Source organism: Mesorhizobium sp. M0139 (genome assembly GCF_040322455.1).
In the GTDB taxonomy this organism is placed as follows: domain Bacteria; phylum Pseudomonadota; class Alphaproteobacteria; order Rhizobiales; family Rhizobiaceae; genus Mesorhizobium.
Map to the genome: position 1 here is coordinate 172792 of NZ_JAMYTN010000011.1, position 16633 is coordinate 189424.

The following is a 16633-nucleotide window of genomic DNA, read 5'->3' on the forward strand; positions in this document are numbered from 1 at the left end:
AGGCGCTTGTTCCGAAAAAACGGGAGCATCGAAATACCCTGGGCAAGTCCGCGGAATCGCCCGACATTCCCGCCCGGCCGATGGAACCTTTGCCAAGCTTGCCCGTTTCAGCCTGCGGCTGGCATTCCGGCCGCTAAAAAGAATACGGAGTGGGGCATGCGATTTGCAGCGGTGCTGAACCGGGACGGCGGCACCTTGCGGACCACCGATCTTTCAGCGCTAACCGACCGGATGCGCCAGACGCTCGAGGCGGCTGGTCACTCCATCGAGATCGACATCGTCGCCGGCAAGGAGATTGTCGCGGCGCTCGACAAGGTCGCCGCGCGGCGCGACATCGACGTCGTGCTGGCCGGTGGCGGCGACGGCACCATTTCGGCCGCCGCGGGGCGGCTGATGAATGGCAAGAAGGCGCTGGCCGTCCTGCCTGCAGGAACAATGAACCTGTTCGCCCGCGGCCTTGGAATTCCGCAGACCATCGATGGCGCGCTGAAGTCCTTTGCCGACGGCGAGATCATGGCGGTCGATATCGCGAGCGCGAATGGCCGGCCGTTCGTGCATCAGTTCTCGATCGGCCTGCACGCCAGGATGGTGAAGCTGCGCGACAATATGGAATTCGCCTCGCGCTTGGGAAAGATTCGCGCTTCGGCCAAGGCCGCTTGGACGACGATCAACAATCCTCCCGCCATGAAGGTGACATTGACGGTCGGCGAAGCCGAGATCGTGACCCGCATCAGCGGCATCGGCATTTCCAACAATCTGTTTGGCGAAGGCCATCTGCCTTATGCCGACAATCCTGCCGGCGGCGTGCTCGGCATCTATGTCACCGTGGCGCGGCAGCGTGGCGAGCTGGTCAGGGCGCTCTTCGACATGGCTCGAGGCAGGTGGCGCGACAGCGATCATGTCGAAACTCATCAGGCCGACAAGGCAATCGTGAAGATCCATACCGGGAGCAAGAAATTCGGCGCCGTCATCGACGGCGAACTGGTCAAGCTGGAGCGCGAAACGACAATCCAGATCCACCCTGGAGCACTGAACGTCCTGGTTCCGGCGCAAGCCGCCCAGGCGAAGGCCGCCTGATGCGATTACGAATGACGCGGAAAACCCTAGCCGCCCGACTGCCCCTCGCCGGCTGGCGAGCTCTGGTTGGCCGGCGCGGTCTGGCCGGTGGGCTGCCCTTGGCTTTCAGGGGTATCTGGATCTATCTTTTGGCCATAAATCTCGGCCGCTCCCCAAGCAATAAAAGCCAGGAGCAACGCGGCGACCAATATGCGCAGGCCGTGCCAACCCCAGCGCCCCTGACGGGCTTTGTTTTCAGGGGCGATCTTGGTCATTGGCGGCGTTCCTATCGTGCAACCGGCATGGTCGATGAAACCATCGCCGGCGAAACATGGTGGGGTAACGATTGCTTGCTACAAAAGTTCCGGCGCGCGACGGCCGCGCAAGATGCGCGCCACCGCGGGTGGGGCCTGCAAGCGAGGGGGCTTGGTGGATAGCAAGGTGGCGAAGCAGGCTGGTTTGCCGGTTGAGGTCCGCCGCGCCGTGGCGGCGCCGGAGCGGCTTGCCGTACTGCACGGGCTTGACGCGATCGACACCGACTCCGATCCCGACTTCGATCACATCACCGACGTTGCCGCAGCCGTGATGCAGGCGCCGATCGCGCTCGTCACGCTGCTCGACACCGAACGACAGTGGTTCAAATCCTGTGTCGGCTTCAACGAGACCGAAACCGCGACCGACATATCGTTCTGCGCCCATACCATTGCCGCCGGCGACGAGCCGATGGTGGTGCCGGATGCCAGCATCGACCCTCGCTTCTCCCGCAATCCGCTGGTCACCGGCGAACACCATGTCCGCTTTTATGTCGGCGCGCCGATGGTGGTCGCCGGCGCGCGCGTCGGCACGGTGTGCGTACTCGACCGGGAGCCGCATGAATTTCCGTCCGCTGCCGCGCTCGATCATTTGAAATCGCTGGCCAGCCTCGCCGCCAGCCTGTTTACCCTCAAGGACGCCACCCGCAGCGGCGCCATTGCCACGGCTGCTTTGGCGCAGGAGGAAAAGCGCCGAGCCATAGCGCTCGACGCCGCCTCGCTCGCCAGTTGGGCCTGGGATATCCGCACCGACATGATCGAATGCGACGTGCGTTTGTCGGAGCTGTTCAACCTGCCGCGTTCGAACCGGCTGCGGGCGCGCGACATTCTGGCCGCCATCGACCCGCGCGACGTCTACCAGACCGAGACGCGCTTTCGCGATGCCCTGACCGGCAGCGACGACTATTTCGGCGAATACCGTGTCAAAGGCTTCGATCCGCCGCGCTGGATAGTCACCCGCGGCCGCGTCATCGAGCGCGACGGCGAAGGCAAGCCGACGCTTATCTTTGGCGTCAACTACGACATCTCGGAACGCAAGCTCGGCGAGGACCGGCAAAGGCTGCTGCTGCGCGAACTCAACCATCGGGTCAAGAACACGCTGGCGACGGTGCAGGCGCTGGCGACGCAGACCGTTCGCCACGCTCGCCGCCCAAGCGAATTCCTGGAAGCCTTCGGCGCCAGGCTGCAGGCGCTGGGCGCTGCCCATAACCTGCTGTCGGATCGCGAATGGCGCGGCATCGGTATTCGCGAACTGATGCAGATCGAGGTCAAGCCGTTCGATTCGGCAGAACGGCCGCGCATCGTGATCTCCGGTCCGGAGCTGCTGCTTTCGCCTGACCAGGCGGTGGGGCTCGGCCTGATCATGCACGAACTGGCCAGCAACGCGCTGCAATACGGATCGCTGTCGGTTGGCTCGGGGAAGGTCGATGTCGACTGGAAGGCGGCGGGCAAGAAAGGCGCGCGCCGCCTTGTGCTGACCTGGAGCGAAAGCGGCGGGCCGAAAGTCGACCCGCCGGAACGCCAGGGCTTCGGCTCTATCCTGATCCGCCGCAGCCTCGCCAAGGTTTTATCGAGCGAAGTGACCCACGAATTCCGCAGCGAAGGCGTGTTCGCCGAAATATCGATGCCGCTTGAAGATCTGCCGGCTTAAAGCAATTTCAGAAGTGCGAAGCGGTTTTCCCGGGAACAGCGTATCAGCGCGCGCGCTTTAGTCGGCTTCGCTGTCCGGATCGCCCCGGTCCGGCTTGACGTTCTCACGGTAGATGGCATAGGCCGCGAGCGCGATCATCGGGCCGAGAATGACGCCCTTCCCGCCTTTCCCCTTGAGCAAGGCCGGCAGCACGGCAAGCGCCGCGGTGATACCGAGCGCCTTCAGGTCGGCATTGCGCCTTCGCGCACGTCGGCGCGCACGCGTTCCAGCCGCAAGTTGATGAATGAGCACGATAAGCCCGGCCAGTACCAGGAAACCAGCCGCGAAGCCGAGACAGGCGGCCATCGAGCCATAACGGTCAGCCGCCCAGATGTAGGCCGCCCCCAGGAGAAACCCGAGGCCGCACAGGGCAGCGACGGCGGCGAACCCGTAGACGATTGCCGCCGTGCGCGCGCGGCGCATGGCGGCAATGGCTTCACCCGAGGCCAAGGCCGAGATAAGCGGTGCCAGCATGCCCATCTCTGTCGAAACTAGCGCCGGGCAAGAAGCGCAAACAGGAAGCCGACGCCGGCCGCGATCGCCAGTGAAGTAACTGGCTTCTCGCGCACATTGGCCGTGATCTGGGCCTCAAGATCCTTGGCGTTGCCACGCAGGCTGTCGAAGACGGCTTCACCCTGGGCGCGCAACTGGTCGACGCCTTCGGCAGCAGCGCGCCGCGCCGTGCCGTAACCATGTTCGCCGGTCTTGGCCAATTGCTTGGTCAACTTTTCGATATCCGCCTTCAACTGCCGAATGTCGGCTTCGAGGTCGGCGTTCGTCTGACTTTCGTTGGCGGTTTTTCCTGCGGCAGTTGCCATTCTAAACTCCTTGCGTTTGCTTGGCTTCAAACGCCCGACACACGTCATGGTTCCGAAATCGGAGACCGTATCCATGAAAGGGTGTTTGCAAGTGCGAGTCCAGCCCCAGATGGAGGCCTGCCTGTCAGATCAGCGGCCGACGGCCTTCGCTTAGGCCCTCCCAGCGCGCGAGATCCTTCAGCCCCTCCCCATCGATCACTTCGCAACCGCCGTCGCGCCAGGCGATCAGCTTGCGATCGATGAGCTTGCGGATCGTCTTGTTGGTGTGGACCAGCGACAGGCCGAGCGTATCGGCGACATGCTGCTGGGTAATCGGGATTTGCACCGGCGCCTTGCCGTTGAGCCCGACTGCCGCCGCGCGGCTGGCGATGAAGGCAATGAGATAGGCGGTGCGCTCGACCGCCGTACGCCGGCCGACGCTGAGCAGGTTCTCGTCCAGCATGCGCTCCTCGCGCGACGCCAGCCAGGTAATGTCTAGGCAAGGCCCGGATGGTTGCGGTAGAGCTCGTGCAGGTTTTCACGCTCGAAGACGCACAACAGCATGGGCGACAGCGCCTCGACCGAGTGCTGCATTTCGCCCATCAGGCTGCCCTGCAGCCCGATAAGATCGCCGGGCATGGAGTAGTTCAGGATCTGGCGCCTGCCGTCCGACAACAGTTTGTAGCGGAAGGCCCAGCCCGAAAAGCACGGTGTAGAGATGAGCACTTTGGCTGCCTTCGACCAGCACTGTGGCGCCCTTGTCGACGGCCAGTTCGCCCTTCTTGAACATGCTGACATAGGCAAGCTCCTGCTTCTCGAATTCCCGGAACACCGGCAATGGCCGAAGCGGGCAGATCTCGCATGGGTACTGACGGCTGGAAAACGAACGACCATTCTGGCCAGACATTTCGATCCCTCTTTCGAAAGTCTCTTGCCAGAGACTGAGTGCTACGCCTTGTAAGGCCGCGGTTCCGCTGCCGACGGCATGTCTTTTTTAAATGACAGGATGGCAAATAGCGATCATGACTCGCTACACTCCACTGAGGCGAATTCGAAGCTCGCTTGTGGAGTAGAGCCGGTGGGCGAACTTTTCGGATTAAGGCCTGACCGATCCCCCAAGGTCCGCGATGCGGTTGACTGGAGTCACTGTACCCGATGCTGCAAGAATTGAGGAGAGATTGCCAAGTGCCGCCATTGCTTGAGGGATTGCGAATTCTTGTCTTGGAGGATGAATTCCTGATCGCCATGGATGTCGAGCAGCTTTGCCGCGACCATGGCGCGAACGACGTAGTGATTGCCCGCGCTCTGGCCGAGATCGATGAGCAGAAGGTCGTTGGCGAGTTCGACGCCGCTATCGTGGACCTCATGCTGGGCGGAACGTCCACACTCGATTTCGCCGCGCGGTTGCGCCAATCGGGCCTGCCGTTTGTCTTTGCCTCCGGCTATTCGGACCCCGATGAGATCAAAGGGTCTTTTCCCGGCATCCGCCTGGTCACCAAGCCTTATTCGGGGACCGATCTCGTCGAGGCTCTGGCGGCGGCCTGCGGCCGCGCGCCAGTCTGAGATATCTTCGATGCGTATGTGTAGAGAGCCCAGGCCCGCAAACGGGGCCTCCGCCGTCAGGCAGCGTTTGAACCCGTCACCTGGGACGAGATCGCGTCCGGCCCGTATTCGTCTTCGCCGGAGATTTTGAGGATCTCCTGCAACCGTGTGCGGGCCCGGCTGACCCGGCTCTTGATCGTTCCGACCGCACAGCCGCAGATTTCGGCGGCCTCTTCATAGGAAAAGCCTGAAGCGCCGATGAGGATGATGGCTTCGCGCTGGTCCTCGGGGAGTTGCTCGAGCGCGCCGCGAAAATCCTTGAGGTCAAGCTGGCCGTGCTGAGCCGGATGAACGGCAAGCCTGGCCGTCATGATGCCGTCGCTGTCCTGCACCTCGCGGCCGCGCTTGCGCATCTGGGAATAGAACTCGTTGCGCAGGATGGTGAACAGCCATGCCTTGAGATTTGTGCCGGGCTGAAAGCTCTCATGCTTGTCCCAAGCCTTGACCAGCGTCTCCTGCACCAGATCGTCGGCCTTGTCGGCATTCTGCGTCAGCGACACGGCAAAGGCCCGCAGGCTCGGGATCGAGCCGAGCAGGTCGGTCTTGAACCCTTGTGAGACAGCTGCCATGCCTCAGTCCTTCTTCTGTGCGGGTTCGGCCTTTTCCAGTTGGCTGAGCAACTGGGCAAAGCGATCCGGCACATTGTCCGAGACCAGCTCGTCATAATACTGTTTGAGTTTACGGCCAATTTCCGAATTCGCCCCGAGCGGGTCGCCGGAATTGGCCCGGCGCCTGTCAGCGGCGCCAGCCAGCGTTTCTTTATTCATGTCCTTCATTTCGCCCTTAAATCCAGCGCCCCGAGCCGCCCCATTACACAACGCAAAGCGGCCCCCTCGTCTGGTTGCCCATCGCACCACAAACGTCGCCCGTGCAGTTTCGTTCCACAAGTGTCGGAACTTTTTCGCAAAACCCGCGTTTGGATGTTGGGGCTTGCAATCAGCTTGACCTGCAATCTATGCAATCACGTCATCTGAGGGAGACGTCTACCATGAGCCTTTCCGCAACCATCGCTCCGCACCTGCCGTTCCTGCGCCGCTTTTCACGCGCCGTATCCGGATCGCAGGAGAGTGGCGATGCGCTGGTAGCCGCGATGCTCGAAGCCATCATCGCCGACGTCGACATCTTCCCGCAAGCGTCAAGCGACCGCATCGCGCTCTATAAGGTATTCGCCAAACTGTTCACCTCCATTGCCATCCGCGTTCCGCAGGAGCAGGCGCAATCGGCATGGGAGCAGCGCGCCGCCGCCAATCTGAACGCCATTGCGCCACGGCCACGCCAGGCTTTCCTGCTGGTCGCGGTCGAAGGCTTCGGCGAAGACGAGGCAGCTGAAATTCTCGATGTCGACGCCAGGGAATTTTCCGAACTGCTTGCCCAGGCGAGCAACGAGATCTCTCGCCAGGTGGCGACCGATGTGCTGATCATCGAGGACGAGCCGCTGATCGCCATGGACATCGAGGAAATGGTCGAGAGCCTCGGCCACCACGTGGTCGGAACCGCGCGCACCCATACCGAGGCGGTGGCGATGTTCGCCAAGACAAGGCCGAAGATGGTGCTGGCCGACATTCAGCTTGCCGATGGCAGCTCGGGTATCGATGCGGTCAACGAAATCCTGTCGTCGACTTCGGTGCCGGTAATCTTCATCACCGCCTTCCCCGAACGTCTGCTGACCGGCGAGCGGCCTGAACCGGCCTTCCTCGTCACCAAGCCGTTCAATCCCGACATGGTCAAGGCGCTGATCAGCCAAGCGCTGTTCTTCGACCGGCAGGCCAAGGCCGCCGCGTGAAGTAGGGCCTTCAATCTCCAACTTTTCGCCGCCTCGCAGCGTTGGCGGCACTGGCGATCGCCTAACCCGGCGATCGGCGGCTGCCCGTCGCGCCGTATGGCGCTCACGCGCGCGAATCAATTCGCGTCCGGGCCTCTTCCAAAGACCTTCTTTTTCGGCAAATGGTGGAACAAACAGCAATCACTCACGTTCTTGATCCAGTATCGGAAGGAGACAGATCATGCTCTACTGGGCGCTCGTATTTCTCGTCGTGGCGATCATCGCCGGCGCGCTTGGTTTCGGCGGCATCGCCGGTACCTCGGCCGGTATCGCGCAAATATTGTTCTTCATCTTTCTCGCCTTCCTCGTCATCTCGCTTCTGGCCGGCCTGTTCAGACGGGCATCGTAGGAGCGGGCGAAGAACACTGGAAGCCGCACCCCTCAAACGGTTTCCAGCCACCGCCGGGCGATGTCCTCCAACGGGACATCGTCCGGCGGACCTTTTCTGGGGACCTACTCAGGAACTGAGTCCAAGTGAATCGTTCGGTCCTGATCAGGTGGACAGGTGATTGATGCGTTCCATTGGCGGAGGCGAGAGCGGACAGGGCGACGAGGTGATCGCACTGCACCCGGCTGAAAGCGGAATGCAGCTTGGCCGGGCCTTGCTTCACGCTCTGCACAATGCCGGCATTTCCGTCCTCTATCAGGATCGTGAATTGAAGACTGTATGGGCCCGCAACATGCGTGCGCCGTGGGTTTCAGACACAGCCGACAGCAACGGCGCGTTGCCACCGGCGCAAGCTGAGCAAATCGCCGCCGCCAAAAGCAATGTGATCGCTTCCGGCAATCCGGAACGCCTTGAACTGAGTGTTCCCACCGGTGATGGCATGCGCTGGTTCCAGGTATGGGTCGATGCCGATCGGGGCCATCGCGGCGACGTGCAGGGCGTCGTCACCACGATGGTGGAAACCACCGAGCAGAAACGCCGCGAACAGACGCTGAAGACGCTGTTGCGCGAAGTCAGCCACCGCTCCAAGAACCTGTTGGCTATCATCCAGAGTATTGCCACCCAGACCGGCCGCTATTCCGAGACACCGGACGATTTCCTGAAGCGCTTTCGCGGCCGCCTGCAGTCACTGGCTTCCTCGCAGGACCTGGTGACGTCGTCGAACTGGCGGGGTGCAGCACTTCGCGAGCTTATCCGCGGCCAGGTCGTTCGCTACGGCGCCGATCCCGCGCAGAGCCTGCGCTTCAATGGCGTCAACCCCTACCTCAATCCCAACGCGGCCATTCATATCGGCCTGGCCATGCACGAACTCGCCGTCAATTCATTCAGCTACGGCGCCCTGGCGCGGCCGGACGGCTTTGTCGAGGTAACCGCCGATCTGTCGAACGTCGCAGAGGCCGCAGACAAGCCGGCTTTGTCGCTGACCTGGGTCGAGGCCATTGTCGCCAATGATAACAGGCGCACCGAGAAACGCTTCGGCAGCGTTGCCCTCGAACGTGTCGTGCCGGCATCGCTGAACGGCACGGCGACGCTGGAGATCACCAGTGACCGCCTCGAATATCGCCTCGTCGTTCCGCACGGCAATTTCGAAACCGAATGAGCGGCGGGATTCCTTAACCGGCTGTTCACCATAAAATCCGATGCTGTGGTTCCCAGAGATTGCTGGATCTTGACCGATTCAACCGATGTTTCGGCCGCAGCCTGCAACGCGAGTATGGGAGGAATGATCATGACGGTTGCCGATATGAACAGGCTGGAGCAGGCCGCCCGGGTGTCGATGAGCGGCTTTCAGGATCCTGACGCTTCAGCCTCGCCTTTGCAGCACGCCTGGCATCCCTTGCTTCGCGTCGCCGCTGTCGCGCTCGTCGCCGCTGTTGTGCTGATCGTGGCGTCGCAATTGGTCTGAGCCAGATGCTCAGGTTCACGCTGCTCCCAAGCAGCCTGGCTCAGAAACTGTCCAGCTCGTAGCCGACCAATTATTAACGCCCCTTTCGGCACAGGAACTTTGACGGCTGTGGACCGTTCTTATGGCGAGAGGACGTGTCGCCGTGGAACACATCGCCGCTTTGCTTTTGGTAATTGGCTGTTCGAACAACATGACCGAATGCCGTGAACTGCCGGTGCCGGTCAGTGTTTTCGAAACCGCCGAAGCATGCACGGCAGAACGTCCATTCGCTGCCGGCGACGTGCAGGGTCAGGCCGAGCACGTCGTTGCCAAATGTCTTACGGTCGACCCCGCGCTGGAAGATGATTACGACCAGATCGTCTGGAACGTGCGCCCGGACGGCACCCTCGACGCGTCTTTGCAGATTTCCAGTGTCGTGGTCGCGTCGAACGCCACGCGCCGCGAAAAAGACTCTCTTAGCCAACAATAAGATCGAGCGGGCAAAGGCTGCTGTTTCGTGCTAAATAGCGGCTGGAGCTTACTAAAGTGAGGACAAAAGTGAGGAGAGATTCTATGCGGAAATTGATTATTGCCATGGTTGCGGTGGTCGCCGTCAGCGGCTGCAGCACGACCGAGCAGGATGTCGGTGTCGGCGCCGGTGTCGGTGCTTTGGCCGGCGGACTGATCGGCGGCGGCAAGGGTGCGCTGATCGGCGCAGCCGTTGGCGCCGGTTCCGGCCTGCTGGTGCGCAACCTGCGCAACGGCTATTGCCAGTATCGCGACAATCGCGGCCGGCTCTACACCGCTCGCTGCTGATCCGCTTCAAAAGCGTCAGACAATCGCGACGGAGACCGGTCAGCCGGTCTCCGTTTGTTTGACTGCATCAGGCTGCGGGATCCTGATTTCCACCGTAAGCCCATCGATGCGAAAATCTCGGGCAATCGTGCCGCGCAATTCGCGCGTGACATTGAGGTCGATCAGCTTGGTGCCGAAGCCGGTCTTCGCCGGCGCTTCGAGTTCCTTCTGCCCGGCCTCGCGCCAGTTCAGAACCAGCATCCGCTCGGACCCGCGCCCCTCGAACGACCAGTCGACCTTGAGCGCACCCACGGAATTGCCGGCCTCGCCATATTTCAGCGCATTCGTCGCCAGTTCGTGAAAGGTCAGGCCAAGCGCCTGCGTCGTCCTCTCGTCGAGCAGCACCTGAGGCCCTGACAATATCCCTTCCGGAAGCTCCTTGCCGAACACCTGGCCGAGCTCGATGCGCAGCAGGTCGCCAAGATCGGCCTTCTGCCAGCGCGAACGCGTCAGCATATCCTGGGAAGCCGCCATTGCCTGCAGGCGGGCTGAGAAGGAAGTTGAGAACTCCTTCACGTCGGTTGCTTGCGCTGCCGTCTGGCGCGCAATCGCCAGCACCCGCGTGATCGAATTCTTGATCCGATGCTTCATCTCCTGCAGCATCAAATCCTTTTCGAGCAGGCTTTTTTCCGTCGTTTCATGCAGCAGCGACTTGGCGTCGTAGGCGCGCTCCTGGTAGCGCGCCACCAACGCGATGGCCCCGGCCAGAAGCAGGCCGAACAGCCCGAGCATGACCGGAATGGCGCGCGAGGACGGTTGCGAAAATGCACTTGTCGGCCGAAACAGCACCGTCCACGGCCGACCGGCGACGATGATCTTGCGCGTCACCAACAGCCTGTCGCCAAAGCTCGCAACCGGCGGCGTTTCCGACTGGAACAGAAGATTGTCGGCGTCGGCCGTGCCGTCATAGACCGCGGTGTTGACCGGCAGCAAAGGCGTGCGGCTGAGCGCGGTCTGGAACAGGTCGCGGGCGCGGAAGGCCGCGTAGAGAAGGCCTGATGTCGATGATCTGGACGCATTGATACCATCCGGCGCGGTTTCGACATTGAGCCTGACGAAGACCAGGAAACCGGTAAAGGTCTGCGCCGCGCCAGTGTCCTGGCCGAGCTGGACCAGACCGCTTGCGTGCTGTGCGTCATCGGCCATCGCTTTTTCGATCGCCTCGCGCCGCACCGGCTCGGTGAACATGTCGTAGCCGATGGTGGATTCGTTGGCAGGGTCGAGCGGCTCGAACAGCACGACGGGCGTGCGCCATGGCTGTGTCGTGTCCGGATAGACCGTGTGGGCGGCGCCGCGGTCGCGCAACATGTCGCGCTCGACCGCCGCTTCGTCACCGGTCTTGGCCAGCCTGAGATAGCCGATGCCGCGCAGGCCGGCGAAATTGTTATCGACATCGAGGGCGCTGAAGAAGGCCTTGAATTCGCTACCTGAAATCTCGCCATTGCGGGCGTCGAACAGCGCCTGCGTCGAGCGCAGCAGTGACAGATGCAGATCGATACGGCTTTCGATGCGGTTGAGCGCGTCGTCGGCCGTCGCCTCGAACTTGATGCGCGCCGCTTCCTGGGTCGCGAAATAGGCGAAGCCCGCCATCGTCAGGCTGATCAGTGCAACGGCAATGAAGGCAAGGATCGGGAAAAACTTCTTCAACGCAGGCCCATGGACGGTTCGGGACCTTTATGGGCAAGTCGCCGCGGCAAGACAATGGCGCGGCCAAGCCATAATGACAGCTGGCATATCATGCATATTTAGCCGGCTTATCGATCTCGAGCATCAGTGAACATGACAGCTGACGATAGCGTGGTCTCAGGCCGCGATCTTCAGCGCACCCGGACCGGGAATGGCGCCGGGCGGGCACTTTCCCAGGATGATCATGCCGAGCACTTCGTCCTGCGTCACATCGGTGGTGAGCGCGGTGCCGACGACCTGGCCGTTCTTCATTACGCAGACCCGGTCGGCAAGCTCGAACACGTCGTGAATGTCGTGGCTGATCAGGAAAATGCCGATGCCGTCGGCCTTGAGCTGCTTTACCAGTTCGCCGACCTGCGCCGTCTCCTGCGGCCCAAGCGCGGCCGTCGGTTCGTCCATGATCAGGATGCGGGCGTTGAACAGGATGGCGCGTGCGATCGCCACCGACTGGCGCTGGCCGCCCGATAGCTTGATCACGGGCTCCTTGAAGCGCTGGAAGCGCGGATTGAGCCGGCCCATCACCTTGCGCGCCTCGGCCTCCATGGCGACATCGTCGAGTGTCCCCCACGCGGTCATCAGTTCGCGGCCGAGGAAGAGGTTGGCGGCAGCGTCGACATTGTCGGCCAGCGCAAGCGTCTGGTAGATCGTTTCGATGCCGTATTTCTTGGCGTCGCGCGGATTGGAGATCGAGGCCTCCTGGCCGTTGACCAAGATCTGGCCGGCATCGCGCTTGTAGGCGCCCGACAGGATCTTGATCAGCGTCGACTTACCGGCGCCGTTGTGGCCAAGCAGCGCCACCACTTCGCCCGGGAAAAGATCGATGGACGCATCGTCGACGGCGCGAATGCCACCGAACGCGATCGAGATGTTGCGCATGTCGATCAGTGGCGTACCGGTGGGAGCAGTTTTTTCCATAATCGTTCCTCCCTAGACGCGCTTGCGGTAGACGGTGTCGAGCCAGACGGCGATGACCAGGACAGCGCCAACGACAATGCTCTGCAGCGGCGAGTCGATGCCGAGCAGCACCATGCCGGATTGCAGCGACTGCATCAGTAGCGCGCCGAGCATGGCGCCCATCACCGTTCCGGCGCCGCCCGCGAGCGACGTGCCGCCGATGACAGCGGCCGCGATTACCAAAAGCTCGTCCAGTGTGCCCAGCGCATTGGTTGACGCATTGAGACGGGCCGACGAGATCGCCGCGCTGATTGCAGCCAGCACACCCATGATCATGAACACCTTCATGGTCACCCAGCGCGTGTTGATGCCGGCGAGTTCCGCTGCCTCCGGATTGCCGCCGATGGCGAAGACATAGCGGCCGAAACGCGTGCGCTTGGTGATGAACGTCATGATGATGCCGACAATCACCGCCATCAGCACCGGTATGGCGATGCCATGCGCGATGAACAGCCCGCCTTCGGGAACGGTGATGCCGTTCTGCTGTGCGTACTGGCGCACGATGCCGATCGGCCATGGATAGGAATTGGCGATCCACACGGCGCCGAGGATGGCCGCGCAAGCGACCACGCCAAGCAGGGTCTCGGCCCAGACTGGGCGCAGTGGAAAGCTGAAGCGCTTGCGCTGCGAGCGACCGTTGAGCAGCGCGAAGGTGACCGCCGCGCAGGCGACGATGCCGACGATCCAGCTGGCAGCGGCGCCAATCGAGCCGCGTGGTCCGCCGCCCATCAGCTGGAAGGTGGCGTCGAGTGGCGCGACCGTGCGCCCGCTGGTTATGAGCCATGCCATGCCACGCCAGACCAGCAGGCCACCAAGCGTCACGATGAAGGCCGGAACCTGCATATAGGCGATGATGAAGCCCTGGAACGCGCCGATCAGCAGACCAAGCACCACGCCGGCGGCAAGCGCGACGACCCAGAGCCAGGGGTTTCCAAGCTGGAAGCCGATGACGCGAATCAGGAATTCGGCCTGTGCCACGCCCATGATCATGCCGATCACGCCTTCGACGGAGCCCACCGAAAGGTCGATGTTGCGCATGACGATGACCAGTACCATGCCGGTCGCCATGATCGCGACCGAGGACGTCTGCACCGACAGGTTCCAAAGATTGCGCGGCGTCAGGAAAAGCCCACCCGACAGGATATGTATGCCGACCCAGATGACCAGCAGCGCGCCGACCATGCCGAGCATGCGCGTGTCGAGCTCGGTCGCTTTCAGGAACCGGGCGACCGCGCCGAGTTCAGACGCTCGTGCCGTATCGGCCTGCGGATTTGAGGTCGTGTCGGTCATGATGTCCTCCAGCGGCTTGCCGTCTGGCGCGGATGCCGGACCACAGCCTAGAAGTTTGCCGCCGATGGCGGAAACACACAATTCTCGTAGAGAAAACGCCGCGGCTTGACAGCCGCGGCGCCTCATTTTCTTCAAGTCGTCGAGATCAGTTGCAAGCCGCGACGCTGCCGGCGGCGACGCCTGTGCAGACTTCGTCCTTCTTGATCCAGCCGGCGTCGATGACGACGTTGAGGTTGTCCTTGGTGATCGCGACGGGGGTCAGGAACAGCGACTTGACGGTGTTGCCGCCAGGCGTGGTGAAGTCCTTGGCGCCGGCAATGTCGCCCGTCTTCTTGCCATCGGCAAGCTGCGTGGCGATCTCGGCGGCGTTCTTGCCGAGTTCGCGCGCGTCTTTCCACACCGACACCGTCTGCGTGCCGAGCGCGATGCGGTTCAGGGCGGCATGGTCGCCGTCCTGGCCCGAGACCGGAACCGTTCCGGCAAGGCCCTGCGCCGTCAGCGCGGCGACAACGCCGCCGGCGGTGCCGTCATTGGCCGCAACCACGGCATCGACCTTGTTGTCATTGGCGGTCAGGAACTGTTCCATGTTCTTCTGGGCGTTGGCCGGCAGCCAGCCATCGGTATAGGCCTCGCCGACATTCTTGATCTTGCCCGAGTCGATGGCTTCCTTGAGCACTTCCATCGAGCCCGAGAACAGGAAATCGGCATTCGGATCCGAGCCCGAGCCCTTGATGAAGACATAGTTGCCTTCGGGCTTCGCCTTGAACACTTCGCGGGCCTGCATGCGGCCGACTTCCTTGTTGTCGAAGGTCAGGTAGAAGACGTCCTTGTTCTCGATCAGGCGATCATAGCCGACGACCGGAATGCCTTCGTCCAGCGCCTTCTGCACCGCCGGGCCGATGGCCGAGGCGTCCTGCGCCAGGATGATCAGCGAGTTGGCGCCCTGCGAGATCAGGCTTTCGACGTCGGTCAGCTGCTTGCCGGGATTGGACTGCGCGTCGGCCGAAATGTACTTGTCGCCGGCGGCTTCGATCGCCGTTTTCATCGCCGCCTCGTCGGTCTTCCAGCGCTCTTCCTGGAAGTTCGACCACGACACGCCGATGACCTTGTCCTTCGCCTGCGCGACCGACATCAGCGCCAGCGACATGGCGACACCCGCCAGCATGGCGGCTGCAAATCTGTTCATCATAATCCTCCCTGCGCCGCGTGCGGCGCGACAAAACTGGCCCGAGGGCCGGCACACAGAGGCCCTATTTTTTCGAGCCTCGAAAAAATACTGGTTCAATGATAAGGCGCTGTCAACATCGATAAGGCGCTGTCAACATCGATTCTGATGGATTCTGATGGCCTTGCCGAATTTTTTCGAGGTCCGCAATAAACAATGACAGGGCTGCCGGCGTCTGCCAATATTTGGCTGGTGCCGTCGAACGCCTTCACTATCATGAGGCGCGAGGAGGCCGGGAGGAAAACAAATGTCGGTTGGGATCCGCCACGACGATCTGCGCCGTCGCAACCGTGCGATGGTGATTTCGGCCGTGCGCCGGGCCGGCCAGCCGTCGCGGACCGAGATTGCGGCGACCACCGGCCTCAGCCACTCGACCATATCGGCAATCTCGTCTGATCTGATTCAAGAAGGCATCCTGATTGAAGGCAAACCTGGCGAGACCGGCGCACTGAAACGCGGCCGGCCGCAGGTGGGCCTTGGTCTCAACCCGGAAGCGGCGGCGGTGATGACCGTCGTGCTGTCGCTCAATTTCCTGTCCGTCACCGTCATCGACTATGCCGGCCACGTCGTCGCCGAGGAACAGCGCCGGCTGGACACGCTGACCAAGCCGCGCGACGAGCTGATTGGCGAATGCGTAGCAATCGTCCGGCGGCGGCTTGAGGATCCCGACCTCGATGTCCAGAGCATCGCCCGCATTGCCATGGGCATCCAGGGCATCACCGATTCGCAGGCGCGCGCCATGCTGTGGTCGCCGATCACGCCACTGACCGACATTGCCTTCGCCGACATGTTGGAAGCGGAATTCGGCATTCCTGCCACCATGGAGAACGATTGCAACATGATGGCGGTGGCGCTGCAATGGCGCCAGCCCGAGCGCTACCGCGACAATTTTATCGCCATCCTCTTATCGCACGGCATCGGCATGGGCCTGGTGCTGAAAGGCGAACTGTTCACCGGCACCCATTCCTCGGGCGGCGAGTTCGGCCACATGATCCACCGTCCGGGCGGCGCGCTCTGCCGCTGCGGGCGGCGCGGCTGCGTCGAGGCCTATGCCGGAAACTACGCCATCTGGCGCAGCGCCAAAATGATGAGCGAAGATGCCGAGCCGGTCGATATCGGCGACGCTGATATGCGCGCACTCGCCGCGCGCGCCCGCGAAACCGATGGCCCGGAGCGCGAAGCCTATCGCAGGGCCGGCGAGGCGCTCGGCTTCGGCCTCGGCAGCCTGTTTGCACTGATCGATCCGGCACCCGTCGCCATGGTCGGCGTCAGCGCCGCCGCCTTCGACTTGATCGAACCGGCATTGCGCGAAGCGATCGCCCAGACCGCCGGCGGCCAGCACTCGAAATCGATCTCCTTCGACACCGAGCCCAACGAGCTGCCGCTGATCCGCGAAGGCTGTGCCATGCGCGCGCTCGGCTTCGTCGATCAGGAGATTTTCGCGCCGGGCATTCAGGCCAAATCCGGCAAGCATGTCGCCTGAATGGCCGGCAACGGCGCGACGCGCAGCATC

19 protein-coding genes and 1 pseudogene are annotated in these 16633 nt (G+C 62.4%); 10 read left to right on the forward strand and 10 right to left on the reverse strand.

The features are described 5' to 3' along the window. Positions 1-156: 156 nt before the first annotated feature. Complete coding sequence (locus NKJ58_RS20185; RefSeq protein WP_023670088.1) at positions 157-1077, forward strand: diacylglycerol/lipid kinase family protein; 921 nt, start codon at positions 157-159, stop codon at positions 1075-1077. Between the two features lie 26 nt (positions 1078-1103). Here the strand turns inward: NKJ58_RS20185 and NKJ58_RS20190 are convergent, their stop codons facing one another. Beyond that, complete coding sequence (locus NKJ58_RS20190; protein ID WP_023670089.1) at positions 1104-1331, reverse strand: hypothetical protein; 228 nt, start codon at positions 1329-1331, stop codon at positions 1104-1106. A gap of 112 nt (positions 1332-1443) precedes the next feature. Between NKJ58_RS20190 and NKJ58_RS20195 the strand changes: the two genes are divergently transcribed. Beyond that, positions 1444-3018, forward strand: coding sequence for a sensor histidine kinase (locus tag NKJ58_RS20195; protein ID WP_502902319.1), 1575 nt, complete (start codon positions 1444-1446; stop codon positions 3016-3018). 57 nt (positions 3019-3075) lie between these two features. Here the strand turns inward: NKJ58_RS20195 and NKJ58_RS20200 are convergent, their stop codons facing one another. The 3 genes and pseudogenes from NKJ58_RS20200 to NKJ58_RS20210 all read right to left on the reverse strand — a co-directional run bounded on the left by NKJ58_RS20200 (position 3076) and on the right by NKJ58_RS20210 (position 4761). Then, a complete protein-coding gene (locus tag NKJ58_RS20200) occupies positions 3076-3537 on the reverse strand; it encodes a hypothetical protein (protein ID WP_023806538.1) in 462 nt (153 codons plus the stop codon). Between the two features lie 11 nt (positions 3538-3548). Further along, entirely contained in the window at positions 3549-3875 is a 327-nt protein-coding gene (locus NKJ58_RS20205) for an ElaB/YgaM/YqjD family protein (protein WP_023670092.1), read from the reverse strand. A 124-nt stretch (positions 3876-3999) separates the two neighbouring features. Further along, a pseudogene (locus tag NKJ58_RS20210) lies at positions 4000-4761 on the reverse strand (Crp/Fnr family transcriptional regulator). 338 nt (positions 4762-5099) lie between these two features. On the opposite strand from NKJ58_RS20210, the gene NKJ58_RS20215 reads away from it, so the two are divergent. Continuing rightward, a complete protein-coding gene (locus NKJ58_RS20215; RefSeq protein ID WP_050485906.1) occupies positions 5100-5417 on the forward strand; it encodes a response regulator in 318 nt (105 codons plus the stop codon). 56 nt (positions 5418-5473) lie between these two features. On the opposite strand, the gene NKJ58_RS20220 is transcribed toward NKJ58_RS20215, so the two are convergent. Together NKJ58_RS20220 and NKJ58_RS20225 are read right to left on the reverse strand one after the other, a co-directional pair. Beyond that, positions 5474-6025: a sigma-70 family RNA polymerase sigma factor gene (locus NKJ58_RS20220; protein ID WP_023670095.1), complete on the reverse strand. Its 552-nt coding sequence runs from the start codon at positions 6023-6025 to the stop codon at positions 5474-5476. 3 nt (positions 6026-6028) lie between these two features. Further along, entirely contained in the window at positions 6029-6232 is a 204-nt protein-coding gene (locus NKJ58_RS20225; protein ID WP_023670096.1) for a NepR family anti-sigma factor, read from the reverse strand. A gap of 212 nt (positions 6233-6444) precedes the next feature. Here NKJ58_RS20225 and NKJ58_RS20230 point away from each other — a divergent pair, with 212 nt between their 5' ends. The 6 genes from NKJ58_RS20230 (at position 6445) to NKJ58_RS20255 (ending at position 9926) form a co-directional block, all read left to right on the forward strand. Next, a complete protein-coding gene (locus NKJ58_RS20230; protein WP_352500616.1) occupies positions 6445-7239 on the forward strand; it encodes a response regulator in 795 nt (264 codons plus the stop codon). Between the two features lie 220 nt (positions 7240-7459). Next, a complete protein-coding gene (locus tag NKJ58_RS20235; RefSeq protein WP_023670098.1) occupies positions 7460-7627 on the forward strand; it encodes a DUF1328 domain-containing protein in 168 nt (55 codons plus the stop codon). Positions 7628-7790: 163 nt separating this feature from the next. Next, on the forward strand, positions 7791-8825 hold the full coding sequence (locus NKJ58_RS20240; protein WP_023670099.1) for a sensor histidine kinase: 1035 nt from the start codon (positions 7791-7793) through the stop codon (positions 8823-8825). Positions 8826-8954: 129 nt separating this feature from the next. Continuing rightward, complete coding sequence (locus tag NKJ58_RS20245) at positions 8955-9131, forward strand: hypothetical protein (RefSeq protein ID WP_023683964.1); 177 nt, start codon at positions 8955-8957, stop codon at positions 9129-9131. A gap of 142 nt (positions 9132-9273) precedes the next feature. After that, positions 9274-9600 carry a hypothetical protein gene (locus tag NKJ58_RS20250; protein ID WP_023670101.1) on the forward strand — a complete coding sequence of 109 codons (327 nt, stop codon included), beginning with the start codon at positions 9274-9276 and terminating at the stop codon, positions 9598-9600. Between the two features lie 83 nt (positions 9601-9683). Further along, entirely contained in the window at positions 9684-9926 is a 243-nt protein-coding gene (locus NKJ58_RS20255) for a YMGG-like glycine zipper-containing protein (protein WP_023670102.1), read from the forward strand. A gap of 39 nt (positions 9927-9965) precedes the next feature. Here NKJ58_RS20255 and NKJ58_RS20260 read toward each other — a convergent pair whose 3' ends face one another. The 4 genes from NKJ58_RS20260 to xylF all read right to left on the reverse strand — a co-directional run bounded on the left by NKJ58_RS20260 (position 9966) and on the right by xylF (position 15081). Further along, the gene (locus NKJ58_RS20260) at positions 9966-11612 is read right to left on the reverse strand and encodes a CHASE domain-containing protein (protein WP_023670103.1); all 1647 of its coding nucleotides are present in this window, start codon (positions 11610-11612) and stop codon (positions 9966-9968) included. Between the two features lie 156 nt (positions 11613-11768). Then, on the reverse strand, positions 11769-12566 hold the full coding sequence (locus tag NKJ58_RS20265) for an ATP-binding cassette domain-containing protein (protein WP_023683966.1): 798 nt from the start codon (positions 12564-12566) through the stop codon (positions 11769-11771). 12 nt (positions 12567-12578) lie between these two features. Further along, the gene (locus tag NKJ58_RS20270; protein WP_352853685.1) at positions 12579-13895 is read right to left on the reverse strand and encodes a sugar ABC transporter permease; all 1317 of its coding nucleotides are present in this window, start codon (positions 13893-13895) and stop codon (positions 12579-12581) included. A 145-nt stretch (positions 13896-14040) separates the two neighbouring features. After that, a complete protein-coding gene (gene xylF, locus NKJ58_RS20275; RefSeq protein WP_352853687.1) occupies positions 14041-15081 on the reverse strand; it encodes a D-xylose ABC transporter substrate-binding protein in 1041 nt (346 codons plus the stop codon). A gap of 286 nt (positions 15082-15367) precedes the next feature. Between xylF and NKJ58_RS20280 the strand changes: the two genes are divergently transcribed. Beyond that, positions 15368-16603, forward strand: a complete 1236-nt coding sequence (locus NKJ58_RS20280; RefSeq protein ID WP_352853689.1) for an ROK family protein — start codon at positions 15368-15370, stop codon at positions 16601-16603. The last annotated feature ends 30 nt before the right edge of the window (positions 16604-16633 follow it).

What these genes read in the sequence shown, in the direction of transcription:
- NKJ58_RS20230 (WP_352500616.1), top strand. Translation starts at nt 6,445, where the DNA reads ATGAGCCTTTCCGCAACCATCGCTCCGCACCTGCCGTTCCTGCGCCGC.
- NKJ58_RS20235 (WP_023670098.1), top strand. Translation starts at nt 7,460, where the DNA reads ATGCTCTACTGGGCGCTCGTATTTCTCGTCGTGGCGATCATCGCCGGC.
- NKJ58_RS20265 (WP_023683966.1), bottom strand. Translation starts at nt 12,566, where the DNA reads ATGGAAAAAACTGCTCCCACCGGTACGCCACTGATCGACATGCGCAAC.
- NKJ58_RS20225 (WP_023670096.1), bottom strand. Translation starts at nt 6,232, where the DNA reads ATGAAGGACATGAATAAAGAAACGCTGGCTGGCGCCGCTGACAGGCGC.
- NKJ58_RS20270 (WP_352853685.1), bottom strand. Translation starts at nt 13,895, where the DNA reads ATGACCGACACGACCTCAAATCCGCAGGCCGATACGGCACGAGCGTCT.
- NKJ58_RS20255 (WP_023670102.1), top strand. Translation starts at nt 9,684, where the DNA reads ATGCGGAAATTGATTATTGCCATGGTTGCGGTGGTCGCCGTCAGCGGC.
- NKJ58_RS20245 (WP_023683964.1), top strand. Translation starts at nt 8,955, where the DNA reads ATGACGGTTGCCGATATGAACAGGCTGGAGCAGGCCGCCCGGGTGTCG.
- NKJ58_RS20190 (WP_023670089.1), bottom strand. Translation starts at nt 1,331, where the DNA reads ATGACCAAGATCGCCCCTGAAAACAAAGCCCGTCAGGGGCGCTGGGGT.
- NKJ58_RS20185 (WP_023670088.1), top strand. Translation starts at nt 157, where the DNA reads ATGCGATTTGCAGCGGTGCTGAACCGGGACGGCGGCACCTTGCGGACC.
- NKJ58_RS20200 (WP_023806538.1), bottom strand. Translation starts at nt 3,537, where the DNA reads ATGGGCATGCTGGCACCGCTTATCTCGGCCTTGGCCTCGGGTGAAGCC.
- xylF (WP_352853687.1), bottom strand. Translation starts at nt 15,081, where the DNA reads ATGAACAGATTTGCAGCCGCCATGCTGGCGGGTGTCGCCATGTCGCTG.
- NKJ58_RS20280 (WP_352853689.1), top strand. Translation starts at nt 15,368, where the DNA reads ATGTCGGTTGGGATCCGCCACGACGATCTGCGCCGTCGCAACCGTGCG.
- NKJ58_RS20195 (WP_502902319.1), top strand. Translation starts at nt 1,444, where the DNA reads ATGCGCGCCACCGCGGGTGGGGCCTGCAAGCGAGGGGGCTTGGTGGAT.
- NKJ58_RS20215 (WP_050485906.1), top strand. Translation starts at nt 5,100, where the DNA reads ATGGATGTCGAGCAGCTTTGCCGCGACCATGGCGCGAACGACGTAGTG.
- NKJ58_RS20240 (WP_023670099.1), top strand. Translation starts at nt 7,791, where the DNA reads ATGCGTTCCATTGGCGGAGGCGAGAGCGGACAGGGCGACGAGGTGATC.
- NKJ58_RS20220 (WP_023670095.1), bottom strand. Translation starts at nt 6,025, where the DNA reads ATGGCAGCTGTCTCACAAGGGTTCAAGACCGACCTGCTCGGCTCGATC.
- NKJ58_RS20205 (WP_023670092.1), bottom strand. Translation starts at nt 3,875, where the DNA reads ATGGCAACTGCCGCAGGAAAAACCGCCAACGAAAGTCAGACGAACGCC.